General features: G+C 60.6%; 19 protein-coding genes. 8 read left to right on the top strand and 11 right to left on the bottom strand.

The genetic code is table 11. The annotated features are described in order from the left end of the window. Window positions 1–85: 85 nt before the first annotated feature. Window positions 86–652, top strand: a complete 567-nt coding sequence (locus tag KGB20_RS22060) for an NAD(P)H nitroreductase (RefSeq protein ID WP_090453776.1) — start codon at window positions 86–88, stop codon at window positions 650–652. Window positions 653–790: 138 nt separating this feature from the next. On the opposite strand, the gene KGB20_RS22055 is transcribed toward KGB20_RS22060, so the two are convergent. From KGB20_RS22055 to KGB20_RS22030, 6 genes are all read right to left on the bottom strand, one after another. Then, window positions 791–2,134: a sensor histidine kinase gene (locus KGB20_RS22055; protein ID WP_223533000.1), complete on the bottom strand. Its 1,344-nt coding sequence runs from the start codon at window positions 2,132–2,134 to the stop codon at window positions 791–793. Window positions 2,135–2,309: 175 nt separating this feature from the next. Then, entirely contained in the window at window positions 2,310–2,759 is a 450-nt protein-coding gene (locus tag KGB20_RS22050; protein WP_223532998.1) for a Spy/CpxP family protein refolding chaperone, read from the bottom strand. A 244-nt stretch (window positions 2,760–3,003) separates the two neighbouring features. Further along, window positions 3,004–3,681 carry a response regulator transcription factor gene (locus KGB20_RS22045; RefSeq protein WP_007984138.1) on the bottom strand — a complete coding sequence of 226 codons (678 nt, stop codon included), beginning with the start codon at window positions 3,679–3,681 and terminating at the stop codon, window positions 3,004–3,006. A gap of 7 nt (window positions 3,682–3,688) precedes the next feature. Continuing rightward, window positions 3,689–4,102 (bottom strand): hypothetical protein, encoded by a 414-nt coding sequence (locus KGB20_RS22040; RefSeq protein WP_057715935.1) that lies wholly within the window; start codon window positions 4,100–4,102, stop codon window positions 3,689–3,691. A 122-nt stretch (window positions 4,103–4,224) separates the two neighbouring features. Continuing rightward, entirely contained in the window at window positions 4,225–4,524 is a 300-nt protein-coding gene (locus KGB20_RS22035; RefSeq protein WP_053156484.1) for a YciI family protein, read from the bottom strand. 1 nt (window position 4,525) lies between these two features. Next, on the bottom strand, window positions 4,526–5,122 hold the full coding sequence (locus KGB20_RS22030; protein ID WP_057715933.1) for a septation protein A: 597 nt from the start codon (window positions 5,120–5,122) through the stop codon (window positions 4,526–4,528). A gap of 87 nt (window positions 5,123–5,209) precedes the next feature. Between KGB20_RS22030 and KGB20_RS22025 the strand changes: the two genes are divergently transcribed. From KGB20_RS22025 to arfB, 7 genes are all read left to right on the top strand, one after another. After that, window positions 5,210–6,073: a PHP domain-containing protein gene (locus KGB20_RS22025; RefSeq protein WP_150813395.1), complete on the top strand. Its 864-nt coding sequence runs from the start codon at window positions 5,210–5,212 to the stop codon at window positions 6,071–6,073. A 13-nt stretch (window positions 6,074–6,086) separates the two neighbouring features. Further along, window positions 6,087–6,716 (top strand): L-threonylcarbamoyladenylate synthase, encoded by a 630-nt coding sequence (locus tag KGB20_RS22020; protein WP_032829738.1) that lies wholly within the window; start codon window positions 6,087–6,089, stop codon window positions 6,714–6,716. Window positions 6,717–6,776: 60 nt separating this feature from the next. After that, window positions 6,777–7,535 carry a segregation and condensation protein A gene (locus KGB20_RS22015; protein ID WP_172435389.1) on the top strand — a complete coding sequence of 253 codons (759 nt, stop codon included), beginning with the start codon at window positions 6,777–6,779 and terminating at the stop codon, window positions 7,533–7,535. 11 nt (window positions 7,536–7,546) lie between these two features. After that, a complete protein-coding gene (gene scpB, locus KGB20_RS22010; RefSeq protein WP_154910919.1) occupies window positions 7,547–8,518 on the top strand; it encodes an SMC-Scp complex subunit ScpB in 972 nt (323 codons plus the stop codon). 288 nt (window positions 8,519–8,806) lie between these two features. Further along, window positions 8,807–10,027 (top strand): 23S rRNA pseudouridine(2605) synthase RluB, encoded by a 1,221-nt coding sequence (gene rluB, locus KGB20_RS22005; RefSeq protein WP_154947159.1) that lies wholly within the window; start codon window positions 8,807–8,809, stop codon window positions 10,025–10,027. An 862-nt stretch (window positions 10,028–10,889) separates the two neighbouring features. Continuing rightward, complete coding sequence (locus tag KGB20_RS22000; protein WP_154860770.1) at window positions 10,890–12,311, top strand: amino acid permease; 1,422 nt, start codon at window positions 10,890–10,892, stop codon at window positions 12,309–12,311. 238 nt (window positions 12,312–12,549) lie between these two features. Continuing rightward, complete coding sequence (gene arfB / locus KGB20_RS21995; protein ID WP_057715927.1) at window positions 12,550–12,963, top strand: alternative ribosome rescue aminoacyl-tRNA hydrolase ArfB; 414 nt, start codon at window positions 12,550–12,552, stop codon at window positions 12,961–12,963. Here arfB and KGB20_RS21990 read toward each other — a convergent pair. The 5 genes from KGB20_RS21990 to phhA all read right to left on the bottom strand — a co-directional run bounded on the left by KGB20_RS21990 (window position 12,960) and on the right by phhA (window position 17,363). Continuing rightward, window positions 12,960–14,159 (bottom strand): MFS transporter, encoded by a 1,200-nt coding sequence (locus KGB20_RS21990; RefSeq protein ID WP_150813398.1) that lies wholly within the window; start codon window positions 14,157–14,159, stop codon window positions 12,960–12,962. The two genes, arfB and KGB20_RS21990, sit on opposite strands and share 4 nt — an antisense overlap. Before the next feature lie 99 nt (window positions 14,160–14,258). Then, the gene (locus KGB20_RS21985) at window positions 14,259–14,444 is read right to left on the bottom strand and encodes a hypothetical protein (RefSeq protein WP_057715925.1); all 186 of its coding nucleotides are present in this window, start codon (window positions 14,442–14,444) and stop codon (window positions 14,259–14,261) included. A 478-nt stretch (window positions 14,445–14,922) separates the two neighbouring features. Beyond that, on the bottom strand, window positions 14,923–16,116 hold the full coding sequence (locus KGB20_RS21975; RefSeq protein WP_057715924.1) for an amino acid aminotransferase: 1,194 nt from the start codon (window positions 16,114–16,116) through the stop codon (window positions 14,923–14,925). Further along, the gene (locus tag KGB20_RS21970) at window positions 16,116–16,472 is read right to left on the bottom strand and encodes a 4a-hydroxytetrahydrobiopterin dehydratase (protein ID WP_007938547.1); all 357 of its coding nucleotides are present in this window, start codon (window positions 16,470–16,472) and stop codon (window positions 16,116–16,118) included. Before KGB20_RS21970 ends, KGB20_RS21975 begins: the two co-directional genes overlap by 1 nt. Before the next feature lie 105 nt (window positions 16,473–16,577). Next, window positions 16,578–17,363, bottom strand: coding sequence for a phenylalanine 4-monooxygenase (gene phhA, locus KGB20_RS21965; protein ID WP_057715923.1), 786 nt, complete (start codon window positions 17,361–17,363; stop codon window positions 16,578–16,580). Window positions 17,364–17,677: the final 314 nt, after the last annotated feature.

Genomic DNA, 17,677 nt, shown 5'->3' with positions numbered 1-17,677 from the left:
CTACCTGCGGGGCAGGGCATGTAAACCGGCACTGCTGCGACAGTTACAGCTAGAATAGCCGCACAAATTTTTCAGGAGGTGGCCGATGCAGGCTCTCGACGCTTTGCTCAACCGTGTTTCCGTTCCACGACTGATTGACCCTGCACCCACTGCCGAGCAGCGCGAGGTGCTGTTTGGCGCCGCCATGCGCGCTCCGGATCACGGTCACTTGCAGCCTTGGCGTTTCCTGACGGTGGAAGGCGCGGCGCGTGAGCAGATGGGCGAGTTGCTGGCCGAGGCGGCGAAACTGCAAGACAGCGAAGTCGGCGAAGCGGCTATCGACAAGGCGCGCAATAATCCACTGCGTGCACCACTGGTGGTGGTGGTGATTGCGCGGTTGCAGGATCACGTCAAATATCCGAAGTCCGAGCAATTGCTGGCGGCAGGCTGTGCGGCCCACGGGATTTTGCTCGCGGCGTATGCGCAGGGCATTGGCGCGGTGTGGCGTACCGGTGACCTGGCTTACTCGCCCCATGTGGCCAAGGGTTTGGGCCTGGCGGAAGGGGAAGAGGTGATTGCTTTCCTGTATCTGGGCACACCGCAGAAAGAACCGCGTGTGGCCGAGAAAGTCGACCTGGCCGAATTCGTCAGCGCCTGGCCGGGCAAAGTCTGACACCGCAAAACCTGTGGGAGCGAGCTTGCTCGCGATAGCGGCCGGTCAGTCAATTTGATTGTTGAGAGTGCCTGCGTCATCGCGAGCAAGCTCGCTCCCACAGTAGATCCAGGTAGCTCACATCAAAGGGTGTCCGTTTCAGGGCTGCACGACAGCCCCCGGCACCAACGGCAATTCCAGGCTGGCAATGAACCCGCCTTCCGGGTGATTGGCCAGCACCAGGCTGCCGCCATGTCGCTCCGCCGCGCGCCGGGCGATGGCCAGGCCCAGGCCGTGTCCGGCCGCAGTCTGCCCCGGCGCTCGATAGAATGGCTCACCGAGCTGACTCATGTATTCGGCACTGACTCCGGGCCCATGATCGCGCACAGTCACGACGATCCGCTCACCCTGACGCAGCGCCTGCATTTCGATCGGTAGGCCACCTACCGGATTGAAACGCTGTGCATTGCGCAGCAGATTGTCGACGGCCCGTTCGATCATGGTCGGCCAGCCCTTCAGATTCAGTTGCGATTCGGCTTCGAGGTGGACCAGTTGCTCGGGTGAACCGAGTTGCGCATCCTTTTGCAGGGTATTGAGCAAGGCGTTCAGGTCCACCTCTTCCGCACTGGCGTTATCGGAGTCGACCCGCGCCAGTACCAGGATTTCGCTGATCAGCGCTTCCAGTCGGTCGCACTCGCGGGTCAGGCGCGGCCACAGCAGTTCCCGTTCCTGTGGGGTGGCCCGTTCGGCCAGTGCCAGCGCGATACGCAGGCGGGCGAGGGGCGAGCGCAGTTCATGGGACACATCCCGCAGCAGTTGCCGCTGACTGCCAATCAGGCTTTGCAGGCGCGCACCCATGCGGTTGAAGTCGTTGGCCAGGACGCCGAACTCATCGCGACGGTTGGCCAGCTTGACCAGGCTGTTCTGTTGATACGTGGTTTGTCCCAGGTCATGCACCGCGCCGCGCAGACGGCTGAGCGGGCGAGTGATGGAGAAGGTCACCAGCAGGCTGAACAGGGTCAGCACCACCAGGGCGATCCCCAGCGCACTGAGCGGCCAGAGCAGGCTCTCGCGGTGCCAGGCGTCCAGTTCCGGGTGCGCGATGCGGTAGATGAACAGGTAGGTGTCGCCGGTTTTTTCGCTGGTGAACTCATCGGTCAGACGCCGCCACGGCAGGCGCCGGTCCTCATTGTTCTGGCGCGCCTCAAAGGCCGCCGCACGTTTGGGGAAAGTGCCGCGCACCAGCGGATCGCCGCTTTCGTTAAGCACCTGAACGTCGATGTGATACTGGCGTTTGCGTTGCTGGAGAATGTCCTGGGCGGCGTCTTCACCCTGGCTTTCGTAGGTTTGCGTCCACTCTTCGGCCAGCGTGTTGAGGCCCGGGTGGCGGCTGAGAATCCATGCGTCCTGGTTGAGCATGTGCCCGAGCAGGATGGAAAGCCCTGCAACCAGGGCGATGGCCAGCCAGAAGCTGGCCAGGATACGCCAGAACAATGAACGCACGGAAAATCCTCAAACGATCACAACCCTTGTGGGAGCGGGCTTGCTCGCGAAGGCGATTTGTCAGTCAAGAACAATGGTGACTGATACTCCGCCTTCGCGAGCAAGCCCGCTCCCACAGTGAATTGTGTGGTGTCAGACCCAACGGTGTTCAGCCGTCGGGTCCAGGGTCAGCGCATTATTGCGCCTTTTGCGGTTGTTGCGCTTTCCAGGCCTTGAACTCGGCCCACTCGGCGCGACGTTCAGCCTGTTTTTTCTGGATCTCGTCGAATTTCTTCTGTTGATCCGGTTTCAGCAAAGCGCGCACATCCGCTTCCGCTTTCTTGTGGTTGGCGGCCATCTCGTCCTTCATGGCTTTCTGGTCGGCTGGCGAGAGTTTCTCCAGGTACTTGTCGACCAGTTGCTTACTCTCGTGCATCTGCTCGCCCATGATCTTGCGGATCTGCTCGCGCTGTTCGCGGCTCAGGTCCAGTTCACTGTACGGGCCTTTGCCGTGCATGCCGTGCATCTGACCGCCGTGGCGCGAACCGTCCATCGATCCACCCATGGGGCCCGTGCCTTCAGGCATGGCCATGGCAACGGTCGGCAGGGCAGCAGCGAACATCAGAGCGATAAGAGTCTTGCGCATGGTGTATCTCCTTGTCTCGTTCCCGGTACGTTCCGGATGAGTACAGATTACGCAGATCAAAGTCAGCGGCGGTCAGCGGTACGTAAAGCTTGGGTAAAGATGATTTTGCGCCGACCTGACAAAACGTCCAGGTGCCTTGCTGTAGGAGCGAGCTCGCGATGGAGTTGAACGATTACGCGTGCTGTCTGGAAAAGCGCGTTGACTGTGAGACCATCGCGAGCAATCGAGCGTCGACCGGCTGCTCCTACAGGCTGTAGTAGTAACCGCGGCTGCGCAGGGCCACGATGCGGGGGCGACCATCGGGGTGTGGGCCGATCTTCTTGCGCAGGTTGCTGACGTGCATGTCCAGGCTGCGGTCGTACAGGGTCAGCTTGCGGCCGAGGGCGATCTGCGCCAGTTCCTGTTTGTCCAGGGGCTCGCCCGGTTGCTTGAGCAAGGCTTCCAGCAGGCGGCTTTCGGAGACGGTGAGGGTGAATTCCTGTTCGTCGATGCTGACCACGCCGCGCACCGGGCTGAAACACAGGTCGCCCAGTTCCATCTGGCTGGACACCGCCGCCGGGTGGCTACGGCGCAGGACTGCGCGCAGGCGGGCGGTCAGTTCCCGTGGGTCGCAGGGCTTGGCCAGGTAATCGTCGGCGCCGAGTTCCAGGCCGAGGATACGGTCCAGCGGTTCGCCCCGGGCCGAGAGCATCAGTACGGGCAAGTCCGGGTGATCGCTGCGCAACTGCTTGAGCAGTTCCAGGCCGCTGCCATCGGGCAACATCACATCCAGCACCACGGCCGCCGGGGCGGTTTCAGCCAGCGCGCGGCGTGCGCTCTGGCCGTCGTGACAGGCCCGAACCTGAAACCCTTCCTGGCTCAGCCAACTGCTCAGGAGCTCACACAGCTCCTGGTCATCATCAATAAGTAACAGCTCGCTCATGACTCACTCAATTTAGCCATTGTCGACGTTTTCGACTTGCTCCACTGGCGAAGATACCGCAGAGCAGGGCCAATAGCGCTACCCCGGCGCCAATGACGAACCATTGTTGCTGGTCGGTCAGCAGGCGCGGCAGCGGACTGCTGGCCTGGGCTTCCTTGAGTTGCAGCTTCAAACGCTGGTTCTCCTGGCGCAACCGGGCCAGGAGCGGGCTTTCGCGTTCGCCATCGGCAGTTTGCAATTGTTTGTTCAGTTCTTCCCGTTGCCGTTCGCTTTCTTTCAAGCGTTGCTGCAGCTCGGTGATCTGGCTTCCAGCGCTCAAGGAAAGCGGCGTCGAGTTGCCCCCCTCGGCGTTTTCTTCACCGTGGGCGGGCGCCACGATCGACAACGTGACCAACATCAGGCACAACGGACCCTTGCGCATGGCGACTCCTGGTTCCAATACGAGTATTGGGAAAGTTGTCGGCCGGCAAACGAGAATAATGAGCGATTGAGAACGCGATGAACCGATATGGTTCACCGCGTGGGGGCATTGCGAGAAGAAAGTTACGGCAGGACTTGCTTGAACGGCTTGACCAGAACGTTGGCGTAGACGCCAGCGGCGATGTACGGATCAGCGTCGGCCCAGGCCTGGGCGGCGCTCAGGGAATCGAATTCGGCGACGATCAGGCTGCCGGTGAAACCCGCCGCGCCCGGATCATTGCTGTCGATCGCCGGATGTGGGCCGGCCAGTACGATGCGACCTTCGCCCTTGAGCGCTTGCAGGCGCTCGAGGTGTGCAGGCCGAGCGGCCAGGCGGGCTTCCAGGGAGTTGGCGACGTCTGTGGCAATGATTGCGTAAAGCATGTCAGTCCTCGGTTTTTGGCGTTGTGGTGTCGGCATCGTGCAGATGACGGGACAGGTAGATGCCCTGGCCGATCAGGAACAGCAAAGTCATGCCCAGGCTGCCGAAGACCTTGAAGTCGACCCAGTAGCTCTGGAAGGTGAACGCGACAAACAGGTTGGCGGCACCGCAAAACAGGAAGAAGGCGATCCAGGCGATGTTCAGGCGCGTCCAGACCGGCTCCGGCAAGGTCAGCGCGTGGCCCATGATGCGTTTGATCAGCAGGCTGTCACCGACGAAGTGGCTGCCGATGAACGCAAGGGCGAACAGCCAGTTGACCACCGGGGCTTTCCACTTAAGGAACGTCTCGCTGTGGAACGCGAGCGTCAGGCTGCCGAAGACCAGGCAGGCGATCAGGGTCAGCCACTGGCTCTTCTCCAGCTTGCGCTGCTTGATGAACAGTGTGCCGTAGACCACCAGTGAACTGACGATCAGCATCGCGGTGGCGCTGTAAATACCGCCTACAGTGATCTCATGACCGGCGATGTCGACGACCTGTGGGTCGATTTTGAAGACGATGAAAAACAGCAGTAGCGGGATGAAATCGATGAATTGTTTCACAGTGGCAGCCAGAAGCAGGATGTGGCGGCATAATAACAAACATATGGGCGCGCGATAGCGCCAGCTGATTTGAGGTTACAAAGCCCTGTGAATGTTGATTTGCACTGCCATAGCACGGCCTCCGATGGCGCCCTGGCGCCTGCGGTTCTGGTGGCGCGGGCGTTCGAGAAAGGCGTGCGAGTCCTGGCCTTGACCGATCACGACACCCTTGAGGGCCTCGACGAGGCCCGGCACGCGGCTACCGCGCTGGGGATGCAACTGGTCAACGGCGTCGAATTGTCCTGCACCTGGGGCGGCGCGACCATTCATATCCTGGGCTACGGTTTTGACGTCAACGCCGCGCCGTTGGTCGAGGCCATCGCCAGATTGCATGATGGCCGCTGGCTACGCTCCGAGGAAATCAGCCGCAAACTGGCGCTCAAAGGCATGCCGGGGGCGCTGGATGGCGCCCGGGAGATCCAGCAGGAGCTGGGCGACAGCGGTAACGCGCCGGCTCGCCCGCATTTCGCCGACTGGATGGTACGTGAAGGTTTCGTCAAGGATCGCGCCGAGGCGTTCCGCAAATGGCTGGGCGCCGGCAAGCTGGGCGACGTCAAGCAACACTGGCCGACCCTGGAGGAAACCGTCGAAACCCTGCGCGCGGCCAAGGCCTGGGTCAGTCTGGCACACCCATGGCACTATGAATTCACGCGCAGCAAGCGACGTCGCCTGATTGCCGACTATATTCAAGCAGGGGGCCACGCCATCGAAGTGGTCAATGGTTACCAGCCTGCCGAGCAAGTGGGCAGCCTGGCCATTCTGGCCCGCGAGTTCGGTCTGCTGGTCAGTGCCGGCAGTGATTTTCATGGCCCCGGGGGCTGGTCGGAGATCGGTGAATACCGGCCACTCCCGGAGGATCTGCCACCGCTATGGTGTCGATTCAAACATGACCCAATTATTGCCGCCGTCTGAACAGGTAGAGAATGTGAGTCAATTTTTCCAGATTCATCCGGAAAACCCGCAAGCGCGTCTGATCAAACAGGCGGTCGAGATCATCCGCAAGGGCGGGGTGGTGATTTATCCCACGGACTCTTCCTACGCCATAGGTTGCCAGATCGGCGACAAGGTAGCCGTGGAGCGCGTTCGGCGTCTGCGGCAGCTGGATGAAAAGCACAACTTCGCGCTGATTTGCAGCGACCTGTCGCAACTGGGGCTGTTCGCCAAGATCGACACCGGCACTTTCCGCATTCTCAAGGCCCATCTGCCGGGGCCGTATACCTTCATTCTCAACGCCACCCGCGAAGTGCCGCGGCTGTTGTTGCACCCGAAGAAGCGCACCATCGGCCTGCGTGTGCCGAGCCACCCGATTGCCCTGGCGCTGCTGGCTGAACTGGGCGAACCGTTGATGAGCGTAACCCTGATCATGCCAGGCGATGAAGATCCGTTGAGCGATCCGCACGAAATGCGCCAGTTGCTCGAACATCAGGTCGATCTGATCATCGACGGCGGTTTCGGCGGGATCAAGGCGTCCACCGTGATCAGCCTCGCCGACGGCGAGCCGGAAGTCATTCGCGTTGGTTGCGGCGACCCTGCGCCGTTCATGGTCGAGGCCTAGATGTCCGCAGTAGAACCCGTCGACAGTCAGGCCGGAGCCCAGCAGGAACTGCCCTTCGCCATGGTCTATGGCCAGGCGGTCATGGAAATGCCGCTGGACCTGTACATCCCGCCAGATGCCCTCGAAGTCTTTCTCGAGGCGTTCGAAGGCCCGCTCGACCTGCTGCTGTATCTGATCCGCAAACAGAACATCAACATCCTCGACATCCCGGTGGCGGAAATCACTCGCCAGTACATGGGCTACGTCGAGTTGATGCAGTCGGTGCGCCTCGAGCTGGCCGCCGAATACCTGGTGATGGCCGCGATGCTGGCCGAGATCAAGTCGCGGATGCTGCTGCCACGGGCCGAAACCGTCGAAGACGAAGAGGAAGATCCGCGCGCCGAACTGATCCGCCGCTTGCAGGAATACGAGCGTTTCAAGGCTGCCGCCGAAGGCATCGACGGCCTGAGTCGCGTCGGCCGTGATGTGGTGGTGCCCAAGCTGGACGCCCCGGAGGCCCGGGCGCGCAAGCTGTTGCCGGATGTGCGCTTGTCAGAGCTGCTGCTGTCCATGGCCGAGGTGTTGCGCCGTGGCGACATGTTCGAAAGCCATCAGGTCAGCCGCGAAGCGCTGTCGACCCGCGAACGCATGAGCGATGTGCTGGAGCGCCTCAAGGGCGGCGGTTTCGTACCGTTTGTCGAGCTGTTCACCGCTGAAGAAGGGCGCCTGGGGGTGGTGGTGACCTTCATGGCGATCCTTGAATTGGTCAAGGAATCCCTGGTCGAGCTGGTGCAGAATGAGCCATTTGCCGCGATCCACGTGCGAGCCCGAGCCGAATAACGAGTCGAAACATGAACCTGACTGAACCCCGTGATCTGGCACCCTTGCTTGAAGCCTTTCTGTTGGCCTCGGGAAAGCCGCAATCTTTGGAAAGCCTGTTCGAACTCTTCGAGGAAGGCGAGCGCCCGGAACCGCCGGTCTTCAAGAAGGCCCTGACGATTCTCGCCAAGTCCTGCGATGGCCGCGCGTTTGAACTCAAGGAAGTGGCCTCGGGGTATCGCCTGCAAATTCGCGAGAAGTATGCGCCTTGGGTCGGGCGTCTGTGGGAAGAGCGCCCGCAGCGTTACTCCCGTGCCATGCTGGAAACCATGGCGCTGATTGCCTATCGCCAGCCGATCACCCGCGGTGAAATCGAAGACGTGCGGGGCGTGGCGGTCAACAGCAATATCGTCAAGACCTTGATGGAACGCGAGTGGATCCGCATCGTCGGCTACCGCGATGTGCCCGGCAAGCCGGCGATGTTCGCCACCACCAAGGCGTTCCTCGATCACTTCAACCTGAAGAACCTCGACGACCTGCCACCGCTGGCGGAACTGCGCGAGCTGGAACCGGATCCGGTGCTCGACTTCGATGATGCCCCGGTACCGGCAGCCCTGCAGGAACTGGCCGACGCCAGTGCCGAACCGGAAGAACCCAAGGAAGAAACCAGTTTCCACACGCTGCTGCTGGAGCTGGACAGCATGGAGGAGGGGATCAAGACCGATTTCGACGATTTGCTGCGTGATGGGGCGTCGCCTGAATTCGATCCGGAACAGTCGGTTATCGAGCCAGAAGTCGAAGCGGCACAGCCCGAGCCTGAACCGGAAATTGAACCGGAGCAAGAAGACGACATCCTCGGCGTCGCCGAAGCCCGGGAAAAACTCCTGGCCGCCGTTGCCGCTCTCGAACAGCCGAAACCCGAGCCCGAACTGTCGGACGAAGAAGCCGAAGCCCAGGCCCTGGCCGAAGCCATCGAGGCCGAACGGCGCCAGTTCGAAGATTGATACGATTCTTGAGAACTATGGAGATCCATTGTGGGAGCGGGCTTGCTCGCGAAGAGGGCGTGTCAGTCGACATCTTTGTTGGCTGACCTGACGCATTCGCGAGCAAGCCCGCTCCCACAAGGTCATGGTGGTAAGTCACATGTCACCGGTCGGCGGAAAAACAAATAACCTTGCCTTGATCAGCTAGTCTCTGATGCGCAAACGCCCTCATGCGCGTATGATTCGCGACCCTTCGGCGATCCCTTCGCCCAAGTACCCAGTTTTCAGACCACACCGGGAGGTGCCCAGATGAGTATCAAAGACCAGCAAGACGACCAGCCAATCGGCCCAGCAGGCGAAAAACTGCAGAAAGTCCTCGCCCGTATCGGCGTCGGCTCGCGCCGTGACGTGGAAGCCTGGATCAGCCACGGCCGCATCAAGGTCAACGGCAAAGACGCCACCCTTGGCCAGCGCGTCGACATGCACGACGCCATCACCATCGATGGCAAGGTGATCAAGCGCGAAGAGGCTGCCGAGTCGGTCCGCCGCGTGATCATGTACAACAAGCCCGACGGCGAGATCTGCACCCGTGTCGACCCGGAAGGCCGTCCGACCGTGTTCGACAAGATGCCGCGCCCTAAAGAGGGACGCTGGATCAACATCGGTCGTCTGGACATCAACACCACCGGTCTGCTGATGTTCACCACCGATGGTGAGCTGGCCAACCGCCTGATGCACCCTTCCTACGAAATGGACCGTGAATACGCGGTACGTGTGCGTGGTGAAGTCGATGACGAGATGATCGAGCGCCTGAAGGCTGGTGTTGTCCTTGAAGACGGCCCGGCCAAGTTCACCGACATCAAGCAGGCGCCAGGCGGTGAAGGTTTCAACCACTGGTATCACTGCGTGGTGATGGAAGGTCGTAACCGCGAAGTTCGTCGCCTGTGGGAATCCCAGGGCCTGGTGGTCAGCCGTCTGAAGCGCGTGCGTTTCGGCCCGGTGTTCCTCAACTCCGATCTGCCGATGGGCCGCTGGCGCGAAATGAGCCAGTACGAAGTCGACATCCTGAGTGCCGAGGTCGGCCTGACGCCGGTCGCGATGCCGCAGATGAACGCCAAGAGCAAGGACAAGCTTGACCGGATGCAGCGCAAGTCGTCGCGTCCGATGGCCAAGACCGAGCGCGTTCGTACCCTGCGTCCAGCCACTGGTGCAGCCGCCGCACCTGCCGCGCCTCGTGCCAGCCGCGAGCCGCAGATCGAAGGCGAGCGTCCAGGGCGCAAGCCTGCTGCCCGTCAGGACGGCGAACGCGCTCCACGTACGCCACGTCCGGCCAACGGCCGTACCGAGCGTGGCGAAGGTCGTGGTACGCCGGTAGCCGATCGCCCGGCCGACACCAAGCGCCCGGCCAAGCCTGCGCCGAAGCGTCCGGGGATCAAGCTGGTCGACGGTGACACGCCATCGGGCAAACGCCGTGGCGCACCGGCCGGTTCCGGCCAGCGTCCAGGCTTCGGTCGTCGCAAGCCGGAGTGAGGCAGCGGTAAGCTGTTAGCGACAAGTCAAAAACGCCAACCTTCGGGTTGGCGTTTTTTTTTGCCTGGCTTTATGTCTTTGTTGATTTTGTTGCCGCCTTCGCGAGCAAGCCCGCTCCCACAGGGGGCGGAGTTGTTTGGTCGAAATGCAATTCATTGTGGGAGCGGGCTTGCTCGCGAAAGCGCCAGTCGAAGCAAAGAGATGTCCGAAGTGGAAAATCAAAATTACACGCTGTAAAGAAATCCTGACGAAATCCGCCGATTAACCCCGTGGATTCGGTTATCCCCGTATGCCGTAAGAAAACGCTTACGCATCAGCGCCTTCTATCCTCCTTCCAGCCTTCTAGCCCGCTTGTTTCAACACGTCATGCAGGGTCAGATGCGTGCCATGCCTGTCGTGCAGGTGCATAACAAAAAGGAGGCGCAATGAACGCCGCAATCCAACTCCATCTCTCCGCGAGAGGCGGTTTTCCTGCCTTTCCCGTCGATGATCCGCAAGGATCTGACCCATTTTTTGCAGCCGCCCGAGCCTCTCGGGGCGGACACAGGCAATCCCGGCCATAGACACGCTTGTCCAGCGGGTCTGGCAGCAGGGGGTTACAGGTGTACAATGCGCCGCGTTTTACCTGTGACCTCCTGCGCATCTGCGCAACCCTCAGGGCTATCCGCCTTGTTCACTCCGTCGCGTCACGAGCGTGTCGGGTTCGATTTCGTCACAGATAAAAACAAACAGGTGACGCATGACCGTTGTAATTACGCTGAACTCCTGGTGCCTGCGCTGGGGTTTGATCGGTGCCGCTTAACGCCTTTCTTGAGCAGCAACGTCTACTGAACATCATCAAACCTTGCGTGAGACCCTTTTCATGAGTGGACAAAACCCGCAATCAGGCGAGCTGAAACGCGGCCTGAAAAATCGCCACATTCAATTGATCGCCCTCGGTGGCGCGATCGGTACCGGCTTGTTCCTCGGCTCGGCCGGGGTGCTGAAATCCGCCGGCCCGTCGATGATCCTCGGCTACGCCATCTGCGGCTTCATCGCCTTCATGATCATGCGCCAACTGGGTGAAATGATCGTCGAAGATCCGGTGGCCGGCTCCTTCAGTCACTTCGCGCACAAGTACTGGGGCGGCTTTGCCGGCTTCCTGTCGGGCTGGAACTGCTGGATCCTGTACATTCTGGTGGGTATGTCCGAGCTGACCGCGGTCGGCAAATACATCCACTACTGGGCGCCGGACATCCCGACCTGGGCCTCCGCAGCTGCCTTCTTCGTGCTGATCAACGCCATAAACCTGGCCAACGTCAAAGTCTTTGGCGAGGCCGAGTTCTGGTTTGCGATCATCAAGGTCGTGGCGATCGTCGGCATGATCGCTCTGGGCAGCTACCTGCTGGTCAGTGGCAATGGCGGCCCGCAAGCTGCGGTCAGCAACCTGTGGTCCCACGGTGGCTTCTTCCCGAACGGTGTCACGGGTCTGGTGATGGCCATGGCTTTCATCATGTTTTCCTTCGGTGGCCTGGAAATGCTCGGTTTCACCGCTGCCGAAGCCGACAAGCCGAAAACCGTGATTCCGAAAGCGATCAACCAGGTGATCTACCGGATCCTGATTTTCTACATCGGTGCATTGGTGATCCTGCTGTCGTTGACGCCGTGGGACAGCTTGCTGACCACCCTGAACGCTTCCGGTGATTCCTATAGCGGCAGCCCGTTCGTGCAAGTGTTCTCGATGCTGGGCAGCAATACCGCCGCGCACATCCTCAACTTCGTGGTCCTGACCGCTGCGCTGTCGGTGTACAACAGCGGCACCTACTGCAACAGCCGCATGCTGCTGGGGATGGCCGAGCAAGGCGATGCGCCAAAGGCATTGGCGAAGATCGACAAGCGCGGTGTGCCGGTGCGCTCGATCCTGGCCTCGGCCGCCGTGACTCTGATCGCGGTACTGCTGAACTACCTGATTCCGCACAGCGCGCTGGAACTGCTGATGTCGCTGGTGGTGGCCACCCTGGTGATCAACTGGGCGATGATCAGCTACTCGCACTTCAAGTTCCGCCAACACATGAACAAGACAAAACAAACGCCACTGTTCAAGGCCTTGTGGTATCCGTACGGCAACTACATCTGCCTGGCGTTCGTGTTGTTCATCCTTGGTGTGATGTTGTTGATTCCGGGGATCCAGACATCGGTGTACGCGATTCCGGTGTGGCTCGTGTTCATGTGGGTCTGCTACGGCATCAAGAACAAGCGCAGTGCGCAACAGGCACTGCAGGTTGCCGGCTCTGCGGCGAAGTAAACGCAGAGCGCAGAAACAACGAACCCGGCCATGTGCCGGGTTTGTTGTTTTCGGGGTTCACATAAATCCCTTTGTGGGAGCGGGCTTGCTCGCGAAAGCGGTTTAACCGTCAGCATTCAAGTCGACTGACACTCCGCATTCGTCGGAACGCCGCCCGGAGCAAGCTCGCTCCCACAAGGTCCGGATTCCTCCCATCTATTCGCGGTATCCTGCACACTCTGAATACGGACGCTTTTCCATGCTGGTGATTTCCAACAACGTGCAACTGCCGGATGCCGAGATCGAGTTGACGGCCATTCGAGCCCAGGGCGCGGGTGGGCAGAACGTCAACAAGGTTTCCAGCGCCGTGCACCTGCGCTTCGACATTCCGGCGTCGTCCTTGCCCGAGTTCTACAAGGAGCGGCTGCTGGCGCTGCGCGACAGTCGCATCACCAGCGACGGTGTGTTGATCATCAAGGCCCAGCAGTACCGGACGCAGGAGCAGAACCGCGCCGATGCGCTGTTGCGGCTGACCGAGTTGATCCTCAGCGCCACCAAGGTCGAGAAAAAGCGCCGTCCGACCAAGCCGACCCTCGGCTCGAAGACCCGTCGCCTCGAATCCAAGAGCAAGCGCGGCAACATCAAGGCCGGGCGCGGCAAGGTCGACTTCTAGCGGGCGTCCCGCGCTTCGCGTTGCTTCGGCGCCTGCCGGTACAGGTATAGGCTCAGCATCAAACCGCTGAGCGCGGCGAGGGCGGCGAACAGGAAGATCGAAGCGAACCCGAACCCGGCGGCAATCGCCCCGGCCAGCGGCCCGGTGATCCCCAGCGACAAGTCGATGAACAGCGAATAGGCGCCGACCGCTGCACCACGGCTGGAGGCCGGGACCAGGTTGACCGCCTCCACGCCCAGTGCCGGAAACACCAGCGAAAAGCCGAAGCCGCTCAGCGCCGCACCCGCCAGTGCCCAATGGGCATCCGGTGCCAGCCACAGCAGGAGCAATCCCAGGGTTTCCACTGACAGGCAGGCAATGGCCACGCGAAAGCCGCCGAGGCGGTTGATCAGGTTGCCGAACAGCAAGCGCGCGCCGATGAAGCTGGCGCCGAACAGGCTTAGGCACAGCACCGCGTTGTCCCAGTGTTGCGTGGCGTAATACAAGGTGATGAAGGTGGCAATGGTGCCGAAGCCGATGGAGCCCAGGGCCAGGCCGCAACCGTGGGGGAAGACTCGCCCCAGCACATGCATGAACGGCAGGCGCTCACCGGCAACGATCGGTGCGGCGGTTTTCGGCCAGGCCAGCAGCAGGCCGAGAACGGCCAGCAATACAATGCTCACCCCCATGCTCCACAAGCCCAGTTGATGGACGAGCAGCACGCCCAGGGGCGCGCCGACAGCCAGTGCGCCATAGCTGGCGATACCGTTCCAGGAAATGACCTTGGCGGTGTTCGCCGCGCCGACCCGGCCGATGCCCCAGCCAATCGAGCCCGAGCCCACCAGGCTTTCGGCGCTGCCGAGCACCAGGCGGCCGATCAACAGGCTGATCAGGCTCAAGGTCGGCAGGCTCTGGGTCCAGGCCGAGAGCAGCATGAACACACCGCTCAAGCCGCAACCGGCCAGGCCATACATCACAGCCAGTTTGCTGCCCTTGTTGTCGATGATCTTCCCGGCATAGGGGCGGCTGAGCAGGGTGGCCAGGTATTGCACGCTGATCACCAGACCCGCGATCACCGCGCCGAAGCCCAGGTCGCTGTGGACGTAACCGGGCAATACGGCCAGGGGGATGCCGATGTTCAGGTAGCCAATGAAGGTGAAAAGGACGATGGAAACGACTTGCAGCGTGACCGCCAGGGGGCGCTGGTTTTCAGGCATGGGTAAAGGTCCACGGTAAAGCAGGATAGATAGGCTGCTTATGATAGCGGTGTGGACGGTCGTCGGTTGTGAAAAAGTAAAACTATTTACCGGGCGGTGTCATTCAGCTTTGACGGGAGCGACCAGTTGCGTGGTGACCAGGGCGGCCAGCGCATTTTCCTGGGTGCCGAAGCGGGCGAGCAAAGCGGCTTGTTTCTCGGGAGAGAGGCGATTCCAGATCTCGATCATTTTCTCGGCGGTGCCGATCAGGACGCTGGCCTGCGCTTCGCTGAATTCATCGGTCATGGAAAGTTCTCGTTTCAGGCAGTGTGGAAAGCGCATGGTAGCGCTTTCCACACGGTCTGTACGGCGGGTGTTTCAGTCTTCTCTGTCAGCCTGGCGGCTGTCAGTGGCTTCTTTCGGCTCGGGCTGTTGGGCTCCGGCTTGCTGCGTGGTCGTCTGCTCAGGTACGTGCAGGCTTGGGAAGGGGAGATTAGGAATCTCGTGCATGGTTGCGCTCCTCGCTAAGTCTGTTGATAGATCTGGTAGATCCGCGCTTTAAAAAAGCCTTGGCAGGATACAGCACTGAAAATGACAAACGGACTTTTATATCCATTTGTTTCGACGGATGGGGTTGTATAGACAGATAAGTAACAATGACGCAGAAGCAAATGTGGGAGCGAGCTTGCTCGCGATTGCGGAGTGTCATTCAACGATGATGTTGACTGATAGACCGCTATCGCGAGCAAGCTCGCTCCCACAGGGGGATTGCAGTGCCCGAGGATTACTTGCAGACGCTGGCAATCGCCTCGGCCAGCAAGTCCAGGCGCGTGGCATCAATGCCGGCCACGTTGGCCCGGCCCGAGCTGACCATGTACACGCTGTGATGATCGCGCAGGTTCTTCACTTGCTCAGGCGACAGGCCGGTGTAGGAGAACATCCCGCGTTGCACGCCAATATGGGCAAATCGCTCGCGCAAACCGTGAGGCTCCAGCGCTTCCACCAAACCGCTGCGCAGTTGGGCGATACGCAGGCGCATCGCTTCAACTTCGTCGGCCCACAGGCGTTTCAGCTCTGGATCACCGAGGATGGTCGCTACAACGGCAGCGCCATGATCCGGCGGCGTCGACCACAGGTTGCGGGCGATGTTGGCCAGTTGGCTGCGGATATCCACCAGCTTGTCGGCGGTTTTCGCGCAGACAATCAGCGCGCCGGTGCGGTCGCGGTACAGGCCGAAATTCTTTGAGCAGGAACTGGTGATCAGCAGTTCCGGCAACTCGGCGGCGAACAGCCGGGTCGACCAGGCATCCTGTTCCAGCCCATCGCCGAATCCTTGATACGCGAAGTCGATCAGCGGCAGCAATTCACGCTTGCGTACTACCTCCAGCACCCGTTGCCAGTCATCCTGGGACAGGTCGAAACCCGTCGGGTTGTGGCAGCAGGCGTGCAGCAAGACCACGTCACCCTTGGGCGCTTCGTTGAGCGCCGCCAGCATGCCGTCGACGTCGAGACGGTTGTCGCTGCCCACGTACGGGTAGTGGCTGACCTTGACCTTGGCTGCCGCAAAAATCGTTTCGTGGATCGGCCAGGTCGGGTTGCTCAACCACACGCCACGCCCTGGCAGGCACTGGGCGATGAAGTCCGCGCTCAGGCGCAACGCCCCAGTGCCGCCCGGAGTCTGGGTGGCGCCGGCGCGTTGTGCGCTGATCAGCTTCGAGTCGGCACCCAGCACCAGCTCATTGATCGCTTTGCCGAACGCCGGTTCGCCGTGACCACCGATGTAGGTCTTGGTGGACTGGTGATCCACCAGGCGCTGCTCGGCAAGCTTCACCGACTCGAGAATCGGCGTCAGGCCCTGGGCGTCCTTGTAGACACCCACGCCCAAATCGAATTTGCGCGGGTTCGGGTCCTGCGCGTAGGCCTCCATCAGGCCCAGAATCGGGTCGCCAGGCACTCGACCGATGGCGTCGAAATGCATTACTTGCGCCCCTCAGCGTCCTTCGCCACTTCGTCAGTGCGCGCGGCCATGATGAAATCGTTGCGGTGCAGGCCCTTGATCGAGTGGCTCCACCAGGTCACGGTCACTTTGCCCCACTCGGTCAGCAGGCCTGGGTGATGGCCCTCGGCTTCGGAGATTTCGCCGACGGCGTTGGTGAACGCCAGGGCGTGCTTGAAGTTCTTGAACAGGAAGACCTTTTCCAGCTGCATGACGCTGTCACGTACTTCGATGTTCCAGTCCGGGATCTGCTTGATCAGGATCGGCAGTTCTTCGTCGCTGACTTGTGGGGCGTCGGCGCGGCAGGCTTCGCAATGGGCTTGGTTCAAAGTGGACATGGTGTGTTTCCTGTAATCGAGTGTTTTTATATCGGTCGACAGTGCCGTCACGCTAAACCAAAGCGACGGTGACTGACAGACTCACTTGTCAGCAAAAGTCGCGGTTCACGCGGCCTTTGGCGGAAATTTCGGCGTGTGCAGACCCATCTGCATCGCTTGCTTGACCATGCCCATGATGTCTTCGTGGGCCAGGTCGAACAGGCGCTTGAGGTTCGGCAGAACGAAATACAGGGGTTGCAGGATGTCGATGCGGTAAGGCGTGCGCATGCATTCCAGCGGGTCGAAGGCTTGGTGTTCAGGCTCGTTCGACAGGCTGTAGACGGTCTCTTTCGGCGAGGACAGGATGCCGCCGCCGTAGATGCGCTGGCCTTGCGGGGTGTCGAGCAGGCCGAACTCGATGGTCATCCAGTACAGGCGCGCCAGGTACACGCGTTCTTCCTTGGACGCCTTGAGGCCGAGCTTGCCGTAGGTGTGGGTGAATTCGGCGAACCACGGGTTGGTCAGCAGCGGGCAGTGACCGAAGATCTCGTGGAAAATGTCCGGCTCTTGCAGGTAGTCCAGTTCTTCGCGGGTACGAATAAAGGTCGCCACCGGAAACTGCTTGCTGGCCAGCAATTCGAAAAAGGTCTGGAAGGGAATCAGTGCGGGAACCCGGGCTACCTGCCAGCCGGTGGTTTCAGCGAGGACCTTGTTGATTTCGCCGAGTTGAGGAATGCGGTCGTGGGGCAGACCGAGTTTTTCGATACCGTCCAGGTACTCCTGGCACGCACGCCCTTCAATCACTTTCAGTTGACGAGTGATCAGCGTGTTCCACACCGCGTGTTCTTCGGCGGGGTAGTCGATAAAACCTTGCGCATCGGGCTCGCGAGCCACGTATTGCGTCTGCTTCATGCTGCTCTCCTGCTAGGGGATTTCGTTCTTGTTATGTACTGCTATGGACCTAGAAATACCCCAAGGATTGCATTGTTGCAGCAGGTGCTCAGCGTCGCGCGCAGGAAAATCCCTCGATATTCGTAAAGTTTTCGTTACGAATTGCTCGAGGTCGCGCAACTATTGAGATTTCCTGGTTTGAAAAACGCTTTGCCTGTCACATAATCTTGACGACTATCTGGGTGCCTCGAAAGAAAAATGCGATCGCAATACCCCTGTGGGAGCGGGCTTGCTCGCGAAAGCGGTCTGTCTGATACATCAATGTTGGCTATGCC

The organism is Pseudomonas sp. BF-R-30, from assembly GCF_019956175.1.
Classification (GTDB): Bacteria; Pseudomonadota; Gammaproteobacteria; order Pseudomonadales; family Pseudomonadaceae; genus Aquipseudomonas; species Aquipseudomonas jessenii.
The sequence above is the reverse complement of the archived record's forward strand: the minus strand, read 5'-3'. Positions and strand labels throughout refer to the sequence as shown.